The organism is Streptomyces ipomoeae 91-03 (assembly GCF_000317595.1).
Classification (GTDB): domain Bacteria; phylum Actinomycetota; class Actinomycetes; order Streptomycetales; family Streptomycetaceae; genus Streptomyces; species Streptomyces ipomoeae.
The window spans coordinates 21,492-42,920 of the sequence record NZ_AEJC01000262.1; the positions used below are offsets into that span (position 1 = coordinate 21,492).

At 71.1% G+C, this 21,429-nt stretch carries 19 protein-coding genes and 2 pseudogenes; 8 read left to right on the plus strand and 13 right to left on the minus strand.

The features are described 5' to 3' along the window. Positions 1-275: 275 nt before the first annotated feature. From STRIP9103_RS17300 to STRIP9103_RS17320, 5 genes are all read left to right on the plus strand, one after another. Positions 276-1,130, plus strand: coding sequence for a glycoside hydrolase family 16 protein (locus STRIP9103_RS17300; protein WP_234022222.1), 855 nt, complete (start codon positions 276-278; stop codon positions 1,128-1,130). Positions 1,131-1,236: 106 nt separating this feature from the next. After that, entirely contained in the window at positions 1,237-1,995 is a 759-nt protein-coding gene (locus tag STRIP9103_RS17305; protein ID WP_009313583.1) for an IclR family transcriptional regulator, read from the plus strand. A gap of 125 nt (positions 1,996-2,120) precedes the next feature. Continuing rightward, complete coding sequence (locus STRIP9103_RS17310; RefSeq protein ID WP_009313577.1) at positions 2,121-3,305, plus strand: PP2C family protein-serine/threonine phosphatase; 1,185 nt, start codon at positions 2,121-2,123, stop codon at positions 3,303-3,305. Positions 3,306-3,985: 680 nt separating this feature from the next. Then, complete coding sequence (locus tag STRIP9103_RS49945) at positions 3,986-4,291, plus strand: hypothetical protein (protein WP_009313594.1); 306 nt, start codon at positions 3,986-3,988, stop codon at positions 4,289-4,291. 93 nt (positions 4,292-4,384) lie between these two features. After that, complete coding sequence (locus tag STRIP9103_RS17320; RefSeq protein WP_009313591.1) at positions 4,385-5,074, plus strand: CPBP family intramembrane glutamic endopeptidase; 690 nt, start codon at positions 4,385-4,387, stop codon at positions 5,072-5,074. Here STRIP9103_RS17320 and STRIP9103_RS17325 read toward each other — a convergent pair. From STRIP9103_RS17325 to STRIP9103_RS17385, 13 genes and pseudogenes are all read right to left on the minus strand, one after another. Continuing rightward, positions 5,071-5,865, minus strand: a complete 795-nt coding sequence (locus tag STRIP9103_RS17325) for a hypothetical protein (protein WP_009313589.1) — start codon at positions 5,863-5,865, stop codon at positions 5,071-5,073. The genes STRIP9103_RS17320 and STRIP9103_RS17325 overlap by 4 nt on opposite strands. 47 nt (positions 5,866-5,912) lie before the next feature. Then, positions 5,913-6,461: a hypothetical protein gene (locus STRIP9103_RS17330; RefSeq protein ID WP_009313571.1), complete on the minus strand. Its 549-nt coding sequence runs from the start codon at positions 6,459-6,461 to the stop codon at positions 5,913-5,915. Then, positions 6,434-7,711, minus strand: coding sequence for an MCE family protein (locus STRIP9103_RS17335; RefSeq protein WP_009313566.1), 1,278 nt, complete (start codon positions 7,709-7,711; stop codon positions 6,434-6,436). The genes STRIP9103_RS17330 and STRIP9103_RS17335 overlap by 28 nt, the downstream gene beginning before the upstream one ends. Then, positions 7,708-9,026: pseudogene (locus STRIP9103_RS17340) on the minus strand (MCE family protein). Before STRIP9103_RS17340 ends, STRIP9103_RS17335 begins: the two are co-directional and overlap by 4 nt. A gap of 8 nt (positions 9,027-9,034) precedes the next feature. Then, a pseudogene (locus tag STRIP9103_RS17345) lies at positions 9,035-10,166 on the minus strand (MCE family protein). Next, complete coding sequence (locus tag STRIP9103_RS17350) at positions 10,163-11,266, minus strand: MCE family protein (RefSeq protein WP_009313567.1); 1,104 nt, start codon at positions 11,264-11,266, stop codon at positions 10,163-10,165. The pseudogene STRIP9103_RS17345 and the gene STRIP9103_RS17350 overlap by 4 nt, the downstream one beginning before the upstream one ends. Then, entirely contained in the window at positions 11,263-12,300 is a 1,038-nt protein-coding gene (locus STRIP9103_RS17355) for an MCE family protein (RefSeq protein WP_009313601.1), read from the minus strand. The genes STRIP9103_RS17350 and STRIP9103_RS17355 overlap by 4 nt, the downstream gene beginning before the upstream one ends. Then, on the minus strand, positions 12,297-13,553 hold the full coding sequence (locus STRIP9103_RS17360; protein ID WP_048820449.1) for an MCE family protein: 1,257 nt from the start codon (positions 13,551-13,553) through the stop codon (positions 12,297-12,299). Before STRIP9103_RS17360 ends, STRIP9103_RS17355 begins: the two co-directional genes overlap by 4 nt. Positions 13,554-13,558: 5 nt before the next feature. Next, positions 13,559-14,383, minus strand: a complete 825-nt coding sequence (locus tag STRIP9103_RS17365; RefSeq protein WP_009313599.1) for an MlaE family ABC transporter permease — start codon at positions 14,381-14,383, stop codon at positions 13,559-13,561. Between the two features lie 11 nt (positions 14,384-14,394). Next, the gene (locus STRIP9103_RS17370) at positions 14,395-15,165 is read right to left on the minus strand and encodes an MlaE family ABC transporter permease (RefSeq protein WP_009313612.1); all 771 of its coding nucleotides are present in this window, start codon (positions 15,163-15,165) and stop codon (positions 14,395-14,397) included. After that, positions 15,162-16,133 (minus strand): ABC transporter ATP-binding protein, encoded by a 972-nt coding sequence (locus tag STRIP9103_RS17375; RefSeq protein ID WP_009313609.1) that lies wholly within the window; start codon positions 16,131-16,133, stop codon positions 15,162-15,164. Before STRIP9103_RS17375 ends, STRIP9103_RS17370 begins: the two co-directional genes overlap by 4 nt. A gap of 157 nt (positions 16,134-16,290) precedes the next feature. Further along, the gene (locus tag STRIP9103_RS17380) at positions 16,291-17,280 is read right to left on the minus strand and encodes an RNA polymerase sigma factor (protein WP_234022224.1); all 990 of its coding nucleotides are present in this window, start codon (positions 17,278-17,280) and stop codon (positions 16,291-16,293) included. A gap of 184 nt (positions 17,281-17,464) precedes the next feature. Next, positions 17,465-18,568, minus strand: a complete 1,104-nt coding sequence (locus STRIP9103_RS17385) for a lytic transglycosylase domain-containing protein (RefSeq protein ID WP_234022225.1) — start codon at positions 18,566-18,568, stop codon at positions 17,465-17,467. Positions 18,569-18,999: 431 nt separating this feature from the next. Here STRIP9103_RS17385 and STRIP9103_RS53100 point away from each other — a divergent pair, with 431 nt between their 5' ends. From STRIP9103_RS53100 to STRIP9103_RS17395, 3 genes are all read left to right on the plus strand, one after another. Next, complete coding sequence (locus tag STRIP9103_RS53100) at positions 19,000-19,476, plus strand: FAD-dependent oxidoreductase (protein WP_009313574.1); 477 nt, start codon at positions 19,000-19,002, stop codon at positions 19,474-19,476. Between the two features lie 135 nt (positions 19,477-19,611). Beyond that, a complete protein-coding gene (locus STRIP9103_RS53105; RefSeq protein ID WP_324605685.1) occupies positions 19,612-20,166 on the plus strand; it encodes an FAD-dependent oxidoreductase in 555 nt (184 codons plus the stop codon). Between the two features lie 124 nt (positions 20,167-20,290). Further along, positions 20,291-21,429 (plus strand): DUF4139 domain-containing protein (locus STRIP9103_RS17395; RefSeq protein WP_048820457.1); only part of this gene is annotated, 1,139 nt, incomplete at its 3' end.

Below are 21,429 nucleotides of genomic sequence, written 5' to 3' on the forward strand. Positions count from 1 at the left end.
CGAGGCCCGGGATCAACGCCCCGGAAACGCCGTGCCGCAACCAACCCGTGCCCGGCACGACATCATTCGCACACCACTCATCCGCACACCATCCTCCACACGCCCCGGCGGCGGAGCCCGACCGTCCGGTTGGGGATCCGTTCCAGGGGTGGCGCGGCACCGGCCGTGCGGCCAGGATGCTCCCTCGCGCAGCACATCCCGCCTCGGACCGGAGGGTTTGCCCCATGGGTTCACACGCGGCACCGAGCCGTCGTAGACGCACGTTACTGCTGCCCATGGGCCTCATGCTGCTGGCCGTCCTCCTCGGTGTCCCCCGAGCCGACGGAGCGCCCGTGTCGGCCGACGCCTGCCGTGGCACGGGCACCGAACTGCCCCGCGGGGACTGCGGGCCCTTCTGGCAGGTCCTCGCGGAGGACTTCAACGGCGATCGGGTACCGCTGGGCTCGTTCAGCGACTGCGACCACCACGTCGACACCTCGGGCGCGTACTGCGGAGGCCTGAGCGGTACGTACCGCGACAACTGGTGGGCCTATCCGACAGGTTGGCGTGACACGGCCAACGATCGGGGCCGGGACGTCGTGGGCGTCTACCACCCGGAGGACACCGTGAGCGTGGGTCCTGCGGAGAACGGCGACGGAAGGATGTACATCCGGATGTGGCGGCCGGCCGACGGAGGTCCCGTGCACGCTGCGGCAGTGGTGCCTCGTGCCGTCATGCAGATGAAGTACGGCAAGTACAGCGCCCGTATCAAGGTGACCGAGCTCGCTCCGGGATACAAGTCCGCCTGGCTGCACTACGGCGGAGGCTGCGAGATGGACCATCCCGAAGGGGAGTGGACCGGCGAGCTCACCGCCTTCCACCATCCGTGCGACGGCGGCGAGCAGGGCTACTTCCCGGGGAGCGACGACTGGACGGAGTGGCACACCGTCTCGACGGAGTGGACGCCCGGACACGTGCGGTTCTTCGTGGACGGCCGGCAGGTGGGGCACGACACCCGCGACGTGCCGGACCAGCCCCTGTCCTGGGTGCTCCAGAACGAAAGCGCCCTGGAAGGACCCGGCGCCGCCCCGGGCAGCAGCGCCCAGCTCGACATCACCTGGGTCGCCGCGTACGCGTACGGGTGGAAGTGATCCGCCACGCCCTGGTGGCGTGAGGCCGCGAGGAACCGGGCGAGTCCTGTTTCCCGGGGACCGGGTGAATGTTGCCTGTGTCGGGCACCCGGCGCAGGCTGGCCGTATGGCTGCTCAGGACGGCCCTACCCTCATCACGTCCGTACAGCGGGCCTTCCGCCTGCTGGAGGCGGCGAGCGCGCACGAGAACGGCGCGCCGGCGAAGCAGCTGGCCCGGGAGACGGGGCTGCCCCTGGCCACCGCCTATCACCTGCTGCGGACGCTGGTCCACGACGGATATCTGCGGAAGCTGGACGACGGCGGGTTCGTCCTGGGTGACAAGCTGCGGGCGCTGCACACCACCGGCCGCGGGCAGGCACTGCTCAGCCGCGTCCGCCCGACGCTCGCCGCGCTGCGGGACGAGCTGACGACCGCCGCCTACCTCACCTTCTACGAGGACGGCGAGATCCGGGTCGCCGAGATCGTCGACAGCCCCCGGGCACCCCGGGTCGACCTCTGGGTGGGGTTCGAGGACGCCGGGCACGCCACCGCGCTGGGCAAGTCGGTGCTGCGCGAGCTGGACGAGGACTCCCGCAAGGACTATCTCTCCCGGCACCCCCTCACCGATCTCACGCCACGGACCATCACCGACCCGCCGGAACTGCTCCGGCGGCTCGACACCTCGCCCGTGGCCCCGGCCGTCACGGACCTGGAGGAGTACACCCTCGGCACGGTCTGCATCGCGGTGCCCGTGTACAGCGGGGACACGCTCGGTTCGCTCGGCGTCTCGCTGCGAGCGGACCGGCTCTCCCGGCTGGAGGAGATCCGGGCGCGGCTGGTCCCGACCGCGAGTCGTGTGACCAGGGGTCTTTCACTCACCATCTGAGACTCACTATCTGAAAATCGCCTCCTTGCGGCATTCGCGCCTACCCTATTTCCTGTATTTCCGGATCAAACAGATATTTCAGGAGTGCACGCACTCCGCGCACAGGTGAGGACTGCGGGCGAAACATGAGGCACACCCCAGACCGTGGTGGCGATCACCGGCCGACGCGGCCGTCCGGGAACCCGGTGGACGCCCCCAGGGCGTCGGCCCGCAAGCGCATCGCCGCACGGCTGGCCTCCGCCACGCCATTGCTGCCCGTCCTGATCGTCTCCCTCGTCGTGATCGTGGATCTCGTGAGCGGGGCCGGACTGATCTGGCTGCCGCTGCTCGCCGCCGCGCCCGCGCTGGCCGCCACCACCAGCGGGCCGCGCGGAGTCCTCTGCGTCGGTCTCCTCGCCGGGGTGCTGGGCGCGGCGCTCGGCGTCCGTGACGGTGCGCCGGGCCGCGAGCTGGCCGCCGTACTGTCCGCCCTGGTGGCCGTCACTCTGGCGAGTGGCCTGGCCAGCGCGTTGCGCAGGCGACGCGAGCGGGTGCTCGCGGCGGTCCGCTCGGTCGCGGAGGCCGCCCAGCACGCGCTGCTCCAGCCGGTACCGGCGACCGTCGGCCCGTTCCAGGTGGCCGTCCGCTACAGCGCCGCGGCAGCGGAGGCCCGCATCGGCGGGGACCTCTACGCGCTGGTGCCCACCCCGTACGGAGTCCGATTGATCGTCGGCGATGTGCGGGGCAAGGGGCTGCCGGCCGTGGGAATCGCCGCTCTCGTCCTCGGGGTGTTCCGCGAGGCGGCCTACGAGGAGCCCGATCTGCTCGCCGTGGTCGACAGGATCGAGCGCAGCCTGGCCCGCAACCTGGGTTGCGACGACTTCGTCACCGCGGTGGTCGCCGGACACCCCCGGTCAGGGTCTCTGGAGGTGGTCAACTGCGGACACGCGCCTCCCCTGCTGATACGTGGATCGGAGGTCGTGCCGGTGGAACCCGCCCATCCGGCCCCGCCGCTCGGGCTGCGCGCCCTCACGGGTGAGACCCCCGACCTGCAGATACTGCCCTTCGCCGACGGGGATCAGCTGCTGCTCTACACCGACGGCGTCACCGAGGCCCGCGACCACGGCCGTGAGTTCTACCCGCTCGCCGAGCGGCTGACCCAGCACGTGTCGGACGAGCCGGCCCACACCCTCACCGCGCTCCACGACGAACTCCTGACACACGTGGGCGGCCGACTGGAGGACGACGCGGCCCTCCTCCTGCTCCGCAAGCCATGGGTCGATCACGCCCAGGACGTTCCCCTTCAGCCCAGGAAGCTCAGCCGCACCTGATGGTCGGGGTTGTCCTTGTCGGTGTCCGCCAACCTCCGTTGAGACAACCTCGACCGTAGCCATGCGGGCGACCGGCCTCAGCAGCCGTGTCATCCGCCCCGAGGGTGACCAGGCGCCACAGGCAGGGCGTCGGCCACGACGGTGTCCCGGGTCATACGGCGGAACCGAAGGACTCTTCGCACCGCTCGGCTTCAAGAAAAGAGGCGTCCCGGAAGGCTCTCAGCGCCTGCTCACGACTGACCTCCAGCTTCGCCGGGACCTCTTCCTTCCTCAGCCCTGCAGCCCGACGCTCGACACACCGTCGCGCCGACTCGAGCCGGTCCGGATGGGCTTCGGGTGCCTCGTAGATACGTCTCGTTCTCGGTCGTCACGACATCGAGCGACCGGATCTCCTCGGTGAAGCACCCGGGCGAGAGGTTCCAGTGGGCGCCGGAGCCCACACCGCGATGCGGAGCAGTAAAGAAGGTGGGAGTACGGGGTGGAGGAGCGCACGAAGCTCCACCGGGTGTTGCCCGCGCGCCGGCGGTCCTTCGTCGTCACCGTTTCCCCGACGGTGTACGTGCCGACGAAGCGAGCGGTCCCCTCGAGTTACCCGACGGGTCCATGAGTTCGAAACCGGCGTCGACCTCGCCGTCGGCGACGTACTCGGAATCCTCCATGACCTCGTCGAGCACTCCCTCGTGCGCGCCCGCAGCGACCGTTTCGACATGCTCGAACCCGCGCAGTACGCCCGCAGCCTCCTCGTCGGCGACCGCGCCGCCCGTATCGGGCGCGCCCGCGCCCGCGTCCACCTCGACCTCGCCGAGCAGGCGGCCACCGGCTACGAGCGCGCGGACCAGGCGGACCGGCTTGCCCGGATCGAAGAGGAGGAGGCCGACATCCTCGTCGCCGTCGACCGCTGCCTCGACGCCGGCGACACCCGCACCGCCGCCTCGCGCTGGGCCGAGGCCGGCCACCGCGAAGACTCTCGACGGGTCACCTCGTAGAAAGGTGAGTCCGGCCTGCCTCGGGTCGACGCTCGCGAGGCTTCTTCGAGGCGCGGTGGCGGCCGTGCCCGGACGCGGGATCCTGGGAGCAGGATGCGGATCGTGTGTGTCGTTGTCGTTCTGGTCGCCGCGAACCTGATCAACAACTGGCTCGTGCGGGGCCCCTTCGTCTACGTCCTCACGTGTGTGACGGCGACGGCCGTACTGATACTGATCGCCCGCTGGGACGGTCTCACCTCGGCCGATCTGGGGCTCGACGCGGCGGGTGTGCGCCGGGGACTGCGGTGGGCGCCCGTCCTGGCCGGTGCCGTCCTCGCCGTCCTCCTGCTCCTTCTCGCCGTTCCGGCCGGCCGAGAGGCGTTCCGGGATGCCAGGGCCGTCGACCTGTCCGTGGAGCAGTTGCTGTGGCGGGTGCTGGTGCGGGTCCCGTTCGGCACCGTGCTGCTGGAGGAGACCGCCTTCCGCGGTGTTCTGTGGGCCATGGTCCGACGCCGGCACGGAACGGCGTGGGCCACCGCCGTGTCGTCACTGCTGTTCGGTCTCTGGCACGTACTGCCGTCCCGCGGACTCAACCGTTCCAACACCGCCGTGGCAACTGCTTTCGGAAGCGGTTCGGCAGACGTGGCGCCGACCGTCATGGTGGCCGTCGTGGCCATGGTCGCCGCCGGGGTGATCCTGTGCGAGCTGCGGCGCCGTTCCGGCAGCCTGCCGGCACCGGCGGCGCTGCACTGGGCGATCAACGGTTTCGGCTACGCGCTGGCATGGGCGGCGCCCCGCGTCTAGAGCGCGTCCACGGCGCTCACCTTCCAGCCCTCCGAGGTGCGGGTGAGCGTCATCCGCACCCGGTTCAGATCCACGCGGGACCCCGTGACCTGGGTGCTCGTGGTGACCTGGTTGACGAACAGCAGGACCACGGCCTTGTCCGGTCCGGCCGATACGACGGACGTCGCGGGCCGGCCACCGCCCGCGGGTGCCGCCACCGCCGCCTTCACCACGCCGTGGTACTTCCTGGCGGTCGGTCCGACGACCGTCGTCGTGGTCCTGCGGTACTCGTCACGGAAGGCGCCGGTCAGATGGGTGCGGGCCCGGGCGAAGTCCCGGTCGAGGTGCCGGTAGTCGTACGACAGGACGACGGGCGCCGCCTTCCGCGCGGCCGCGAGCGCCTCTCCCCGCGCCTGCTCCGCGCGCCGCCCCTCCCGGTACTGCCACCCGAGCACGGCGACGGCGACCAGACCCGCCCCGAGCACGACGCAGAGCGCCATGGTGAGCAGCCGTCGCCAGGGCCGTCGTACGGACGCGCTCTCCTCCGGCACCTCCTCGGACTCAGGCACCTGGTCCGGCTCCGGTGCTTCTTCGGACTCCGGTGCCGGCCCCGGCGGGTCGTCCCACCCGTCACCGCCCGGAGCATCGATCACCACCGTGCGCCCGGAGTACCGCTCCTCGGCCCGTGGTGGTGCCTCGGCCGCGGAGTGCTCCACACGTCGGGCGCGCTTGGCCGCCGCGCGGACGGCCGCGGTCATGGTGCGGCTGGCGGGGGAGCCGGCGCCGCGGCCTCGCGAGGTCGTGTTCGCCACGGTCATTCTCCTCAACTCACGTGTCTGTTCATACGGGAGGCGGGCCGTCAGCCCACGAACTCGACGCCGGACGTCAGCCAGTGGCCGTCCTTGAATACGAGGTCGAGCTGGAGCCGGTACGTGCGCGCCTCTCCGTTGGGCACGGCGGTGTTGGTCACCTTGCTGTCGGCGACGACCAGGACCCGGGCGGACCGGCTGTCGGACCGCACGATGCCCGCTTCGAGGACCTGTCCCTCGGACACGGACTTGTTCTCGACGACCAGCTCGGTCAACTGCTCGGTCTGCGCGGCGAACTGCTCCTTGAAGTCGCCGGTGGCGCTCTTGAGCACGTTCCCGCTGTCCCGGTCGTAGTGGCGGTAGTCGAGCGAGGTGAAGTTCAGCGCCGACTGGCGGGCCGCCGCCAGGACGTCCTGCCGCCGCTGCTCGGCCGCGCGCTGCCCGGACAGCCCCACGGCCAGCCAGACCGACAACGCGGTCGTCAGGACGGTCGCGACGACGAGTCCGGCGGACAGCGCCCTGCGGCGCCCCCGCTTCCTGCCGTCGGCCTTCATGCCATCGGTCTCGGCGTTCATGCCATCGGGCCGACGAGTAGCCATTGCCACGACTCCTTTCCGAAGACGGTCTGTTCGCCGCCCGTCGAGCCGATCTCGACGGGCCTCCCGTCCGGGCCGGTGGCTGTGCCGGTGTCCGGGTCGTACGGGGTGACGTACGCGGCCCGTTCGGCGCCGTACGACCCCGCCGACGTGCCGGGGGCGTTCTGCGCGCCGCGCACCGAGGTGTCGCTGCCGCGCGGCGCCGTGCAGCGTGCGTCGGTGTTCGCCGGGCGCGTGCTGGTGTCAGCGGGGTCGCGCCGCTGAGTCCCGCCGTACCCCTGGGTGCACGGCGGCGGGTCGTCGGCGCCCAGGACGAGGCCGAAGTGGGTGGTGCCGTCGCCCGGGACGACCGTGTAGCTGCCGGCGACGACGACCGGGAAGGTGACCAGGGCCTGTTCGACTCCGGGCAGCCGCGCCACGGTGACCTGGCCGCCGCTGATGAGATTGGCCAGCAGGACCGGCAGATCCGGCCGGGTCGACTTCAGCAGGGAGTCGATCTCCTGGGCGGCGGGCGTCGCGTTGCCGATCAGCCGGCGCAGGTCCCCGTCGCTCGACTTCAACTCCTCCGTGAGCGCCGCCAGATCGCGGGAGAACGACTTGATGGCCGAACCCTGGTCGGCCTGTGTCTTGAGCATTGTCCGCGAGTCCTCGATCAGCGCGATCGTCTCCGGGAGTGTGTCGGAGGCCGCCTCGACGAGTTCGTTCCCCGAGTCCACGAGTCGGCTCAGCCGTGGCCCGGTGCCGGAGAAGGCCTTGCCCAACTCGTCGACGGTGGTGCGCAGATCGTCCTTGCCGACGGAGTCGACCAGCCGGTCGAGGCTGAGGACGAGGTCGGTGGTGGGCAGCGGCACCCGGGTGCGCTCGCGCGGTATCGGGCTGCCGTCGAGCAGGTACGGGCCGCCGGTCCGCCGCGGTTGCAGATCGACGTACTGCTCGCCCACCGCCGAACGGTTGGCGACCACCGCCAGGGTGTCGGCCGGGATACGGGGCGCGTCGTCCTCGATCTCCAGGGCCACCGACACCCCTCGGCCGGACAGCCGCAGCTCGCCCACCCGGCCCACCGGCACCCCTCGGTAGGTGACCTCGGCGCCGGAGAAGATGCCCCCGGACGCGGCGAAGTCGGCCCGCACGGTGTAGCCACGGTCGAGGACGTCGTCCACCAGGCCCGTGTACTCGGCGCCGACGTACGACACCCCGACGGCGGTGAGAGTGGCGAAGGCGAGCAGCTGGGCCTTGACCGTACGGGTGATCACGGCTGTATTCCCTTCAGCATGAGCTCGGCGAGCGCGAGGTCGATCCCCGCCGGGAGGCGGCCGGAGTCCCCTCGGGGGCCGTATCGGGGGCCATAGCCCGCGGTGCACACCGGCGGGCACAGCAGGTCGTCGCCGTCCGTGGGCGCCGAGGGTTCGCCCGGAGCCTCCGGGGTCCCGGGCGGCGCGGTCGGCGTCGGCACGCCGGGCACGTCCGGGAGCTCCGGCAGATCCGGCAGATCCGGGGTGTCGGAACCGTCGTCCCCGTCACCGGAGCCGCCGGACTCGCCGGGCTTGTCCTTGACGTTGCCGTAGATGCCGGCCAGGTCGAGGTCGGCGGTGACCGCGAGGTTGACGTAGTCGCCCTTGACCGCGTCGACCACATTGCGGGGGAACGGGTAAGTAGTCAGCAGTTCAAGGGAGTTGGGCAGATCGTCGCCCGCCTTGTTGAGCTGCTGCAGGATCGGCCTCAGCTGCTTGAGGTTGGCGACGGTGTCGTCCCGCGAGGCGTTCACGACCCGGGTGCCGGTCTTGCTCAGCTTCGACAGGGCGGTGAGCATCCGCGTCAGGTCGCGGCGCTGGTCGGCGAGGACCTTCAGTGCGGGCGGCAGCGTGTCGACGGCCTTGGCGATCGTCTTCTTCTCCTTCCTCAGCCGCTTGGCCAGCCGGTCGATGCCCTTGAGGGCGCGGACGATGTCCGCGCGCTGTCCGTCGAGGCCGCCGAGGAACGTGTCGAGTTCCGTGAGCAGGGACCTGACCCGGTTCTCGCGGCCCTCCAGCGCCTTGTTGAGCTCCACGGTGATCGTCTTGAGCTGGGCGACGCCGCCGCCGTTGAGGAGCGCGGACAGGGCGGACAGCACCTCCTCGATCTCCGGGTTGCGGCCGCTGCGGGACAGCGGGACAGCGGGACGCGGTCGCCGTCGCGGAGCCGTCCTACGGGCGCGGTGCCGACCGGCGCGGACAGCGCCACGTACTTCTCGCCGAGCATGCTGGTCTGCCGGAGCTCGGCGACCGCGTTGGCGGGCAGCTTCACCGAGTCGGCGACGCGCAGTCGCACCCGGGCGTGCCAGCCGTCCAACTCCACCTTCTCGACCGCGCCCACGGTGACGTTGTTGACCTTGACCGCCGACTGCGGGACCAGGTCCAGTACGTCCCTGAACTCGACCGTGACGTGGTAGGCGCGACCGTCCGCCGCCGCTCCTCCGGGGAGCTGGACGTCGTACCAGCCGTTGAACTGGCAGCCCGTCAGCAGCAGTGAACCGGCGGCCGTCCACACGACCGTCCGTCCCCCGCGCGGCACGCTCAGGTATCCCCTCATACGTGGGCTCATGCGCGGACCTCCAGGATTCCGCCGAGCGTCCGGTCGACCGTGCCCGTCACCGCGGGGGCCGTCGGTACCTCGGGCAGGGAGTCGAAGAGTTTCTTCAGCTCCGCGCAGTCGGGGTTCTCGCCGCCCTCGTCCCCGGTCGTCTTCAGAAGGGAGCACAGGAGGGACGCCGGGTCCTGCGGCGCCTCGGGGTTGTTGCGGGTGTCGAGGGTGCCGGCGGAGGCGTTGTAGGCGTTCTGCAGGTTCGACAGACCCGTGGGGGCGACCTCCAACAGCTCCTCCAGCGCGGCGCGTTGGGTGACGAGGACCTTGGTGACCTTGCTGAGGCCCCGTACGTTCGAGGTCAGTGACTTCTTGTTCTTCTTCACGAACTCCGACACGTCGCCGAGTGCCGCGCCCAGGTGCTTCAGCGCCGCCGCGAGGTCCTTGCGCTCCCCGGCAAGCTGCTCCGCCACCTTGGCGAGGCTGGTGTTGAACGACCGCACGTTCTGGTCGTCGGCCGCCAGGGCCGCCGTGAACACCTGGAGGTTCTGTACGGTGCCGAACAGGTCGCCCCGCCCGTCGGACAGCGTGGTGACGGCCTGCGAGAGGTCCTCGACGGTCTGGTTGAGGTTCTCGCCCTGGCCTTCGAGGTTGTCCGCGCTCACGCCCAGCAGCCGCGACAGGGAGCCGTCCTTGTTCGCGCCCTTCGGGCCGAGCGCCTCGGACGTGGTGTGCAGGCTGTCGAAGATCCGGTCCAGCTCGACGGGGACGGCCGTGCGCGACTCGGGAATGACGTCGCCGTCCCGCAGCACCGGGCCCTTGCGGTACACCGGCAACAGCTGCACGTAACGGTCGCACCACCGAGGAGTTGATGATGGCGGCCTGCGCGTCCGCGGGCAGCTTGCGGCCCTCCTCGTACTCCAGCTCGACGCGCACCCGGCCGCCCTCCGGCGTGATCCGCTTGACCTCGCCGATGCGGATGCCGAGGACGCGGACGTCCGAGCCGGGGTAGATGCCGACGGTGCGCGGGAAGTACGCCGTGACCCGGACGGTCCCGGGACGCGGCCACAGCACGACGGCGAGCGCGGCGACGACCGCGAGCGCGATGAGCAGCACCAGGGTGCGCGGGACGGACGAGCGCCTGGTCATCGTGAGCCTCCCGTACGTGGCACCACCGGGGCGGCGACCAGGTTCTGGACGTAGGAGTCGAACCAGCGGCCGTTGCCGAGGGTGTTGGTGAAGACCCGGACGTAGGGCGCGAGCAGCTTGACGCTCCGGTCGAGGCTCGCCTGGTTGCGTTCGAGCATCCTGACGAAGGTGTTGAGGTTCTTGAGCGCGGGCCCGATCTCCTCGCGGTTGTCCTCGACCAGCCCGGAGAGCTCGATGCCCAGCAGAGCGGAGTTCTTGAGCAGTTTGTGGGTCGCCGCGCGCCGCTTGCTGATCTCCTTGAACAGCTTGTCGCCGTCCTTCACCAGCGCGGAGAAGTCCTCCGAGTGCTCGGCCAGCACCCCGGTGACTCCGTTCGCGTGGTCGAGGAGCTCGCGCAGCGCCTTGTCGCGCGAAGCCACCGTCCGGGAGATCCGTGACAGTCCCTTGATGGACTCCCGCACCTCCGCGGGCGAGTCCTGGAAGGTGGTGGAGATCGTGTCCAGCGCCTTCGCGAGCCGTTCCGTGTCGACTTCCTCCGTCGTGGTCGTCAGGTCGCTGAACGCCTGCACGACGTCGTACGCGGAGACCGTCCGGCGCAGCGGGATCTCGCTGCCCGGCTTCAGTTGGCCCCGCCCCTTCGGGTGCAGCGCCAGGTACTTCGCGCCGAGGATCGTCTTGACCCGGATCGACGCACCGGTCTCGGTGCCGAAGTCCGGGTCGTCCTTGACCTTGAAGGTCACCTTGACGTGGTCGCCGTCCAGATCGACGTCCTCGACCTTGCCGACCTTGACCCCGGCGATCCGCACCTCGTCGCCCGGCTTGAGTCCGCCGGCCTCCGAGAAGGCGGCGCTGTACGTCTCGCCGCCGCCGATCAGCGGCAGGCTGTCGGCGTTGAACGCGGCCACGGTCAGCAGCGCGAGGGTGGTGAGCCCGGCCGCGCCGACGACCACGGGGTCGCGTTCCCGGAACGGCTTCAGCCGCGGGCGGCCCGCTTTCCGGGGCAGCCTGATCCTCGGCAGCTTCGGTGGCAGTATGCGCACCTTGACCAGCGGCTCGGGGCGGTGGCGTCGCGTCCTGCGCGGCACGATGCGGATCCTCATGCGCCGCACCTCGCCCGCGCCACGTGGAACTCGGGGGTGAGCACCTGCTCCGTCTTCGGCAGCACGATCCGGCCGTCGAAGTCGCAGAGGTAGAAGTTGAACCACGAGCCGTAGGACGCCGTCCCCGTCAGCTCGGTGAGCTTGTTCGGCAGCCGCTTCAGCACGCCCTCCACGGTCTTCTCGTTCCTGTTCAGCGTTCCGGTGAGCTCGCCCAGCTCGGTGATGTCGTCCTTCAGCGGCGGGCGGGCGTCGTCGAGGAGCCCCGACGTGGCCTCCGTGAGATCGCCGATGCTCACCAGTGACTCCCCGATGGGCTTGCGGTCGGTGGACAGCCCGGAGATCACCCGCCGCAACTGCTTCAGCAGTCCGGAGAAACGGCCACCGCGCTCGTCGAGCGTCTTCAGTACGGAGTTGAGGTTGTCGATCACGGAGCCGATCAGCTCGTCGCGGTCGGCGAGCGTCGTGGTGAGCAACGCCGTGTGCGCGAGCAGGCTGTTCACCGTGCCGCCCTCGCCCTGCAGGGTTTTGATGATCTCGGTGGCGAGCTGGTTGACGTCGTTCGGGCTGAGCGCGGCGAACAGCGGCTTGAAGCCGTTCAGCAGCGCGTTGAGGTCCAGCGCGGGCTGGGTCCTGGACAGCGGGATGGTGCCGCCGGGCCTCAGCCGGGTGCCGTCGCCGGCGCCCTCGGTGAGCGCGATGTACCGCTGCCCGACCAGGTTCCGGTAGCGGACGACCGCGCCGGTACTGGTGAGCAGCGGGCGCTCCGCGGTGACCGTGAAGGTGACCTCGGCCAGGGTCCGGTCCTTGATCCGGATGCCCTCGACCTCGCCGACCCGCACCCCGGCCACGCGGATGTCGTCGCCCTCCTCCAGGCCGGTCACATCGCTGAACACGGCCCGGTAGGTGTCCTTCGGCGCGAAGGACACGTTGATGATGGTGGCGGCGAGCAGAGCCGTCGCCAGGATCGTGACCAGCGCGAACAGGCTGAACTTGACCAGCGGGGCGGCCGTTTGACGGGCTCCTGCGGTCCTCATGCGACGCTCACCGCCGTTCCCCGGGCCAGCGGGCCGAACAGCAGGGTCGCGACGGGCGGCACCTCGTCCGCCGGTACGCCCATGACGGGGGCCACGAGCGAGCCCACGGCCCGCTGCTCGGCCTCGGTGGCGGACACGTCGACACCTCCGGGCAGGTCGCCGCCCGAACCACCGGGCGACGTACCGTCGTTGAGCTTCGTGTGCGGTGCGGGCACCTGCGGCCGGGGCAGCCCCCGGCAGTTCGGCCCGGACCGCTCGGCGTAACGCGGCTCCTCGCCGGGCTCGTACGCGGCCTGCGGGCGGACGACTTCGAGGGTGATCCGCATCCGGCCGCCCCGGAACGCCTCCTCGGACGCCTTCTCCTGCCGGACCAGGCCTTCGAGGAGGCAGGGGTACTCTGGTGAGTAGCGGGCGAACAGCCGAAGGGTGGGTCGGGAGACCCGGCCCAGCGTGATCAGCCGGTCGCCGTTCACGTCGAAGAAGTCCTCACCGGTGCCCGCGACGGTCGCGGTGGTGCGGAGCGCGGCGGCCAGCCGGTCCTTCTTCTCGACGATCGTGCGGCTGGTGGTGACCGTGTTGCGCAGGATCCGCATCAGGTCGGGCGCCGCGTCCCCGTACACCTCGGCGACATCGGCGAAGCGGGAGATGTCCTCCTTGAGGGACGGCATGTGCGGGTTGAGGCGGCGCAGATAGCTCTCGACACGGGTGAGGTTGTCGCCGATCCGGTCGCCGCGGCCCTCCAGCGCGGTGGCGAACGCCGAGAGTGTGGCGTTCAGTTCACCCGGCTCGACCGTGCGCAGCAGTGGCAGCAGGTCGTTCAGCAGCCGCTGCAGCTCCATGCCCGCCTTCGTACGGTCCTGGGTGATGACGTCCCCGGCGCGGATGGGCCGGGCCGAGGAACCGCGCGGTGCCACGAGGTCGACGTACTTCTCGCCGAACAGCGTCTTGGGCAGCAGCCGCGCGTGCACGTCCGCCGGGATGAACGCGACGTACTCCGGCTTGAGCGCGATGTCGAGGGTCGCCTTCTCGCCGTCCGCGCGCACCGAGCGGACCTCGCCGACCAGCAGCCCGCGCAGCTTGACGTCGGCGCGCGGATCGAGCTGGTTGCCGAGGCTGCCGGCCTCCAGGGTGATGCGCACCGCCGAGGTGAACGCCTGCTGGTAGACGGCCACGGCGAGCGACAGCAGCAGCGCGAGCACGGCGATGAAGGCGATGCCGTACAACCGAAGTCTCAGTACTCTCGTCCCTCTCATCGATCTCACCCCGCGATCCGTACGGTCGTGTTGGCGCCCCAGATCGCGAGGCTCAGAAAGAAGTCCAGGACGTTGACGGCGACGATCGAGGTCCGCACCGCACGGCCCACGGCGACGCCGACCCCGGCGGGTCCGCCGCTCGCGTAGTAGCCGTAGTAGCAGTGCACCAGGATGATCAGGACGGCGAAGACGATCACCTTGCCGAAGGACCACAGCACGTCGACGGGCGGCAGGTACTGGTGGAAGTAGTGGTCGTACGTGCCGGTCGACTGCCCGTAGTAGCCGGTGGTGATGGTGCGGGCGGCGAGGTAGGAGGAGAGCAGGCCGATCACGTACAGCGGGATCACGGCGACGAAACCGGCGACCATCCTGGTGGTCACCAGGAACGGCAGCGAGGGCACGTCCATCACTTCGAGCGCGTCGGTCTCCTCGCTGATCCGCATCGCGCCGAGCTGTGCGGTGAACCCGGCGCCGACCGTGGCGGACAGGGCGAGCCCGGCCACCAGCGGGGCGATCTCGCGGGTGTTGAAGTACGCCGACAGGAAGGCCACGAAGTTGGAGGTGCCGAGCTGGTTGAGGGCCGCGTAACCCTGGAGGCCCACCTCGGTGCCGGTGAAGAACGACAGGAAGGCGATGACGCCGACCGTGCCGCCGACGACGGCCAGCGCCCCGCGTCCGAAGCTCACCTCGGCGAGCAGCCGCACGATCTCCTTCTTGTAGCGGCGCAGGGTGCGGCCCGTCCACGCGAGTGAGCGGCCGTAGAAGGAGAGTTGGGTGCCCAGCTCCTCCAGTGAGCGGAGTGGGCGGTCGAGGAGTCGTGGAGGTCGCATCGTCGGTTTCCTCAGCCCCTCTGCGGGACGACTTGGAAGTACACCGCCGTCATCACGAAGTTGGTCACGAACAGCAACATGAAGGTGATCACCACCGACTGGTTGACCGCGTCACCGACGCCCTTGGGGCCGCCCTTCGCGGTGAGCCCCTTGTACGAGGCGACGATCCCGGCGATCGCCCCGAACACCAGCGCCTTCACCTCGGCCGCCCACAGGTCGGAGAGCTGGGCGAGGGTGGTGAAGGACGCCAGGTACGCGCCGGGGGTGCCGTTCTGGAGGATCACGTTGAAGAAGTAGCCGCCGGCCACGCCGACGACCGACACCAGGCCGTTGAGCAGCACGGCCACCACCATGGAGGCCAGGACGCGGGGGACGACCAGCCGGTGGATCGGGTCGATGCCGAGCACCTGCATGGCGTCGATCTCGTCCCGGATCTTGCGCGCCCCGAGGTCCGCGCAGATCGCCGTGCCGCCCGCGCCCGCGATCAGCAGCGCGGTGACGATCGGCGAGGCCTCCCGCAGGACGGCGAGGACGGAGGCGGCACCCGCGAAGGACTGGGCGCCGAGCTGCCGGGTCAGGCTGCCTATCTGGAGGGCGATGACGGCCCCGAAGGGGATCGACACGAGGGCCGTGGGCAGGATCGTGACGCTCGCGACGAACCACGCCTGCTGGATGAACTCCCGCGCCTGGAACGGCCGTCGGGGGATGGTCCGCACGACGTCCAGCGCCATCGCGAACAGGTTGCCCGAGTGCCGCAGCGCTCCGGTCGGCGACAGGCTCACGCTCCGGCCACCTCCTTCCGGTGCGGCTCGGTCTCCCGCTCCTTCCGGTGCGGTTCGGTCTCCCGTCGGGCGATGGCCTCCCAGCGGGGCGGTCTGGTGATGCCCGGACCCGGCAGCAGGCGGGGAGGCAGCTCCTGACTGCCGGGCGTCGTGGTGTGCTCGCCGTCGCCGAGCTGTGCCAGCTCCTGCTCGACCTGGGCGGCGTCCTTCTCCTCCGCCATGCCGATCGGCCCCTGCATCCGGCCGTTCAGGAACTGGCGTACGACGGGTTCGTCGCTGGTCAGCAGCTTCTCGCGCGGGCCGAACATCACCAGCTCGCGCCGGAACAGCAGCCCGATGTTGTCCGGCACCTGGCGGGCCGAGGCGATGTCGTGCGTGACGATCAGGAAGGTGGCGTCGATCTGCGCGTTGAGGTCGACGATCAGCTGGTTGAGGTAGGCGACGCGCACGGGGTCGAGGCCCGAGTCGGGCTCGTCGAAGAGGATGATCTCGGGGTCAAGGACCAGGGCCCGTGCCAGCCCGGCCCGCTTGCGCATACCGCCGGAGATCTCGCCGGGCAGCTTCCCCTCGGCGCCGATCAGCCCGACCATGTCCATCTTCTCCAGCACGATCCGCCGGATCTGGCTCTCGGACTTCCGGGTGTGCTCGCGCAGCGGGAAGGCGATGTTGTCGTACAGGTTCATCGAGCCGAACAGCGCGCCGTCCTGGAACAGCACCCCGAACAGCTTCCGCACCTCGTACAGGTCGTGCTCACAGAGCTTCGTGATGTCCCGCCCGGCGACCTTGACCGAGCCGCGTTCCGGCTTCAGCAGCCCGACGAGCGTCTTGAGGAACACCGACTTGCCGGTACCCGAGGGGCCGAGCATGACCGATACCTCCCCGGCGGGCAGCGTCAGTGAGACGTCCTGCCAGATGACCTGGTGGCCGAAGGACTTGGTCAGCCCTTCCACACAGATCTCGACACCCATCCGGTCCCACCCTTCAGCCGTGGAGCAGCTCCGACATCTGCTCTACGGGGAGGGGCGGGGCGTCCGTCGCGGCGAGGCCGATTTTTTTCGGACGGGTTTGCGGGCGGGTTCGCGGACGGCTGGGCAGGCGGCCTCACCGAACTCCTGACCTGCGCGTTTACGGGAGCGCGGTCGTCGTAGGGAGGGAGAGGGGGGTGGCCGGTACGACAGACGTGTCCGGAACCGACGACATCGAGGACACCGGCGGCACCGAGGGGACGGCGGACTCGACCGGCGTATCCGGCACGTCCAGCACATCAGACATATCAGGCACATCAGGAATGTTCGGTATATCCGGTGTGTCCGGCAGCTCTGGCACGCCCGGGACCGCGGGCGCGGGCAGCCCCGGAAGCGGGGACACCGAGACCTCCGGCAAGGGCGGCACGGACAGCGGCAGCATCGATCCGCCGCCGGCCGCGGATCCCGCCGGACCGTCGCCGGGAGCCGCCGACCCGGGTGACGATGCGCGCGGCTCCGGCGCGCGCGCCTGGCCGTCCCCGTCGGTCGTGAGCGCCTCCGAGGGCCCGGACACGGAGGGCCGCGGAGTCGGACCGTCCCCGCTCCCGCCCCCGTCGAGCGCGTACGGCAGCACGAACCCCGCCACCGCCAGGGTCGCCGCCGTCGAGGCGACGGCCACGGCATGCGCTTTCCCGCCTCCCCGCGGCCGTCCGCGCCCGAGCAGGAACAGCACCACGCCGAGCGTCCCGGCCAGCGAGGCGCGCAGCGTCCGCCGGGCCCGGGCGAGCAGCGACTCGACGGTCCGATAGCTCAGCCCCATCTCCGTGGCGACCTGGCCTACGTCCAGGTCCTCGGACTTGAGCCGCAGCGCCTCCGCCTGCCGGGCGGGCAGCTCCCCGCTGCGCACGGCCAGCCACTTCGCCTCGGCCCGGTCGCACACGGCCTCCTCGACGGGCACCGGGCCCGGCGCGATCAGCGTGGGGCTGGTGCGCACCTCGGCCTCACGGTTGACCTGGCGGTACCGGTCGACGCACAGCCGCATGGTCACGGTCGTCAGCCAGGCGCCGAGGCGCTCGTCGTCGAGGTCCGGGCGCTCGGCGGCGCGCAGCATCGCCTCGTGTACCGCGTCCTCGGCGTCCTCCGGGCTCATCGACCTGCGCCTGGCCACCTTGAGCAACTACTCGCGGTGGCTCCACATGCGCTGCCAGCGGTCGTGGTCCGTCTCTGTCCCAGCAGCCATGGCCGCCGCCTCTGTCTCAGCAGGCATGTCCGTCGCCATGAGGGCCCCTTCGCGCTCACTCCGCCGGTCTCGTGCCGTCCGGCGGGTGGCGACATTACCGCCCGGTATCCGTGGTTGTGGAGGGGGACGGGCGCATCGTGTCCTCACCGTTGCTGGTCAGCGGGCCGACACCGGGCAGCACGTCGCCGCCGGGCAGCTCAACGCCCGGATCGGGTACGGGGAGCGGCGACTCGTCCGCCTCCTCCGCTCCGCCCGCCGGACGGGACGGGGTGGGAGAGGGGGAAGGTGAGGGTGAGGCGGGCGGTGTGGGCGGCGTAGGGGACGGGCTCGCGCCCGGGCGCTCGGACGGCTCCGGCGCGGGTTCGCGTGTACTGCTCGGCCTCGACGGCTCCGGTCGCGCGGACGGCCCACCGCTCCGGTCCGGCACCACCCGATGCCCTGCCAGGAAGTACGCGTACCAGGCCCGGACCGTGCGCAGATAGGCCTCCGAGTGGTTGTAGCCGAGGATCGCCCGATCCAGGTCGGCCGGGTCGGAGAGGTCCCTCCCCCACCCCGCGCACAGATAGCGCCCGGCGGCGAGCGCCGCGTCGAAGACGTTGTTCGGGTCGGCCCGCCCGTCGCCGTTGCCGTCCGCGCCCCAGCGGGTCCAGGTCGACGGGATGAACTGCATCGGGCCGACCGCCCGGTCGTACGCCGTGTCCCCGTCGTACCGGCCGCCGTCGGTGTCCCGGATGACCGCGAAGGCGCCGCCGTTCAGCCGGGGGCCGAGGATCGGTGTCACGGCCGTACCGTCTGCGGTCACCCGGCCGCCGCGCGCCTGCCCCGGCTCCACCTGGCCGATGGCGGCCAGCAGTTGCCACTCCAGTCGGCATCCCGGTGCGGTGCCCGCGAGCTCCGACTCGGCGCGCCGGTACGCGGCGAACACGGTCGCGGGCAGTGCACCGCCGGCCCGCCCCGCGGCCGTGTCCTCGTCGGACTTCCCGGTCCGCAGTGGCGGAAGCTCGGTGCGGTACGGGGCGTCGCCGGACACGCTCGGCCCGTGCTCGGCGCGCGCCGCGTTCCGCGCCGCCTCCGCGGCCTGTGCCGAGACCCCCGGCGCCTGGGAGGCGGTCAGCGCGGCCATCGCCGCCGCCGCGATCGCCGTGCATCTGGTCCCTCTGAGTGCCCCTCTCGCCGTACCGACCGTCCTGAACAACATGCGCACCGCCACCTCGCGGCCCCTCCCTGTGCGGATTCCGTCCTCTGCTCTACGCGGGCGGTCGGCGAGTCCGTCGCCGGAGGAGGAACATGCGGGAGAGCAGTGTCATCCGCCCTGGACATCGCCTCGGAACTCTGGACGGCCGTCCGCAGTCGGACCGGGAATGCCTTCGCCGCACGCCGTCGGGTGCCGCCGAGGTGACGCGGCATCAAGCCAAAGTGACCCAGGCTCCGTCGGTCGCCTTCCGAGATCGGTACGCCGCTCATACCCTCGCGCGCCAATGGTTACCGACGGTAAGGGGTAGCGACGGACGGCACCACACGCAGAGGGTTCCTGGCCACAGCCACAGCCGCGGCCACAGCCGCCGGCGGCGGGGTCACCCTCGGACCCCCCAGCCGGCCACAGCCCAGTACGGCACCGCCCCACAGACCATGGCCGTACTGGGCGGAGGCGTCGCCGGGCTCACGGCCGCGCACGAACTCGCCGAACGCGGCTTCCGGGTCACGGTCTACGAACGCGAGGCGCTGGGCGGCAAGGCCCGCAGCATGGACGTGCCGGGCAGCGGCACGGGCGGCCACGGACCCCTGCCCGGGGAGCACGGCTTCCGCTTCATCCCCGGCATCCACCACAACCTGCCCGACACCATCTGGATCGACCCCTGGGTGACGTACCTGAAGTCACTCGGAGTCGAGTTCCACATCGGCTGGACGGTACGGGACCCGACCCTGGACGCGGGCCGGATCGCCGGGGCCGTCGTGGAGGACCCGGAGGGCGCCCGCCGGACCGTCACCGCCGACCACTGCATCTCGGCCATGCCGGTCGAGCACGCCCGCCGCACCTGGAACTCCGCCGTGCGCGCCGCCGACCCCAACCGGCCGAGTGCGACCGGCTGGAGACGGACCGGATGACCGGCATCCAGTTCTATCCGACCGAACGTACGCCGATCCTGCACGGCCACCTCGACCTCATCGACTCCCCCTGGTCGCTGACCGCGATCGCCCAGGCCCAGCACTGGCCGGGCCACGACTTCCCCTCCGACTTCGGTGACGGCACGGTCGCGGACTGTCTGTCCGTGGACGTCTCCGAGTGGGACCAGCCGGGCATCCTGTACGGCAAGACGGCCAAGCTGGGGGTACCCCCTCTGGGGGAGCACTCGCACCGAAGTCGCCCGCGAGGTGTGGGCGCAGCTGAAGGCGGCGCTCAACGACAGCGGTCGTATGGTCCTGAAGGACTCCGTGCCGCACTCCTGGTTCCTCGATCCGGCCGTGGACGGACTCGGCACCCCGAACCCGGTCAACGAGGAACAGGTGCTCATCCATCCGGTGGGGACCTTGCACCACCGTCCGCGGTCGGCCACGAAGATCCCCAACCTCTTCCTGTCCGGCGACTACGTGGCCGTGCCCATCGATCTGGCCACCATGGAAGGCGCCAACACCTCGGCCCGACAGGCTGTCAACGCCCTGCTGGACGAAATCGGTTCGGCCGCCGAGCGATGCACCGTCACCCCGCTGTATCGAGCCCCCGAGTTCAAGGCGCTCAAACGCCACGACCGCACGCGTTACCTCCTCCGACTGCCGAATCTCTTCGACGTCGGTTGACAGCTTTGCTTTGCGGGGCTCGCATCAGGCTGTGGACCCGGACGCCGTCCTCCTGAGGCGACGCGGACGCGCAGACCGCCCGGGCGTAGGCTTCGCTCAGCATGGACAGGGCGGGGCGGAGCACATGACGGCTGAGGCAGCACAGAGGTGGGGGTCGACCCTCGATTCGGTCGTGGTGTACGCGCGGGGCGCGGTCTGCCGCCGTCTGGCCCGGGGCATTGTGCCGCCCGACGGCCGGGTACGGGTGACGGGACTGCCCCGCTCGCTGGACCCGGGCTCGCTGCGGGCCCGTGTCCTGGGCGCACCTGGGGTCCGTGTCACCGAAGCCCGGGTGGAGGTCGAGGCCCAGCCGCTCGGCACGGACACGCCCGACGAGTTGCGGCGCGAGGTCGAGCGGCTGCGCGACGAGTATGCGGCGGCACAGGGACGCCGGGACCGGCAGCTGGGCCTGATCGATGAAGTGAGGGCTCTGCACCCGATCCCACCTCCCCGCAGGCGCGAGGACCCGCACCGCCGCACCCCGGTCGACGCGTGGCTGGAGCTCGCCGACTTCGTCGACGAGCGGCTGACGGGACTGCACACCCGCCTCGTCGAGCTGGAGGATGCGCTGCGCGACGTCGAGCACAAGCTCGCCGTCGCCGCCGACAGGCTCGCCCGCGCCTCCACCGACGCACCGTCAGCGCATGTGGAGACCACGGTCTGCGCGGTCCTGACCCTCGACGGCACCGGTGACGCGCAGCCCGAGGTGGAGCTGGAGTACGGGGTGCCGGGCGCCGTCTGGGTGCCGACCTACCGTCTTGCGCACCGTCAGGGCGACGGCAGTGGCCGTCTGGTGCTGCGTGCCTCGGTCGCCCAGCGGACCGGCGAGGACTGGACCGGCGTGCGCATCGCCCTGGCCACCGCCGACCTTCAGCGCCGCACCGACCTCCCGAGGCTCCGCTCGATCCGGATCGGACGCCGTCAGCCCGCCCCCGCACCCTCCGGCTGGCGCGAGCCTCCGGCAGGGCTCGCCGATCTGTTCACCGGGTACGAGGCAGCCGGCCCCCGCCCTGCCACGACCGCCGCACCTGCGGCTGTCGTGGCCGGCTCCGCGCCCGTGGGTGCCGCGGACGGCTCCGCGTCCGGTCCCGTTCCGCCACCGCCGCCTCCCCCGCCGCCGGCCTCGCAGGGCTACGGCGGTCCGCCGGCCGCGGTCCCGGTGCCCGGTGGCGCGTACAACCCCTCCCCGGTGTCGTTCGGCGGCGGGATGGCCGACCTCGCGCA

Bases quoted from the DNA above. Each gene is read 5' to 3' on its own strand.
- STRIP9103_RS17300 (WP_234022222.1), top strand. From the start codon at position 276: ATGGGCCTCATGCTGCTGGCCGTCCTCCTCGGTGTCCCCCGAGCCGAC.
- STRIP9103_RS17305 (WP_009313583.1), top strand. From the start codon at position 1,237: ATGGCTGCTCAGGACGGCCCTACCCTCATCACGTCCGTACAGCGGGCC.
- STRIP9103_RS17310 (WP_009313577.1), top strand. From the start codon at position 2,121: ATGAGGCACACCCCAGACCGTGGTGGCGATCACCGGCCGACGCGGCCG.
- STRIP9103_RS17320 (WP_009313591.1), top strand. From the start codon at position 4,385: ATGCGGATCGTGTGTGTCGTTGTCGTTCTGGTCGCCGCGAACCTGATC.
- STRIP9103_RS17330 (WP_009313571.1), bottom strand. From the start codon at position 6,461: ATGGCTACTCGTCGGCCCGATGGCATGAACGCCGAGACCGATGGCATG.
- STRIP9103_RS17350 (WP_009313567.1), bottom strand. From the start codon at position 11,266: ATGAGGATCCGCATCGTGCCGCGCAGGACGCGACGCCACCGCCCCGAG.
- STRIP9103_RS17355 (WP_009313601.1), bottom strand. From the start codon at position 12,300: ATGAGGACCGCAGGAGCCCGTCAAACGGCCGCCCCGCTGGTCAAGTTC.
- STRIP9103_RS17360 (WP_048820449.1), bottom strand. From the start codon at position 13,553: ATGAGAGGGACGAGAGTACTGAGACTTCGGTTGTACGGCATCGCCTTC.
- STRIP9103_RS17365 (WP_009313599.1), bottom strand. From the start codon at position 14,383: ATGCGACCTCCACGACTCCTCGACCGCCCACTCCGCTCACTGGAGGAG.
- STRIP9103_RS17375 (WP_009313609.1), bottom strand. From the start codon at position 16,133: ATGGGTGTCGAGATCTGTGTGGAAGGGCTGACCAAGTCCTTCGGCCAC.
- STRIP9103_RS17380 (WP_234022224.1), bottom strand. From the start codon at position 17,280: ATGAGCCCGGAGGACGCCGAGGACGCGGTACACGAGGCGATGCTGCGC.
- STRIP9103_RS17385 (WP_234022225.1), bottom strand. From the start codon at position 18,568: ATGTTGTTCAGGACGGTCGGTACGGCGAGAGGGGCACTCAGAGGGACC.
- STRIP9103_RS53100 (WP_009313574.1), top strand. From the start codon at position 19,000: ATGGCCGTACTGGGCGGAGGCGTCGCCGGGCTCACGGCCGCGCACGAA.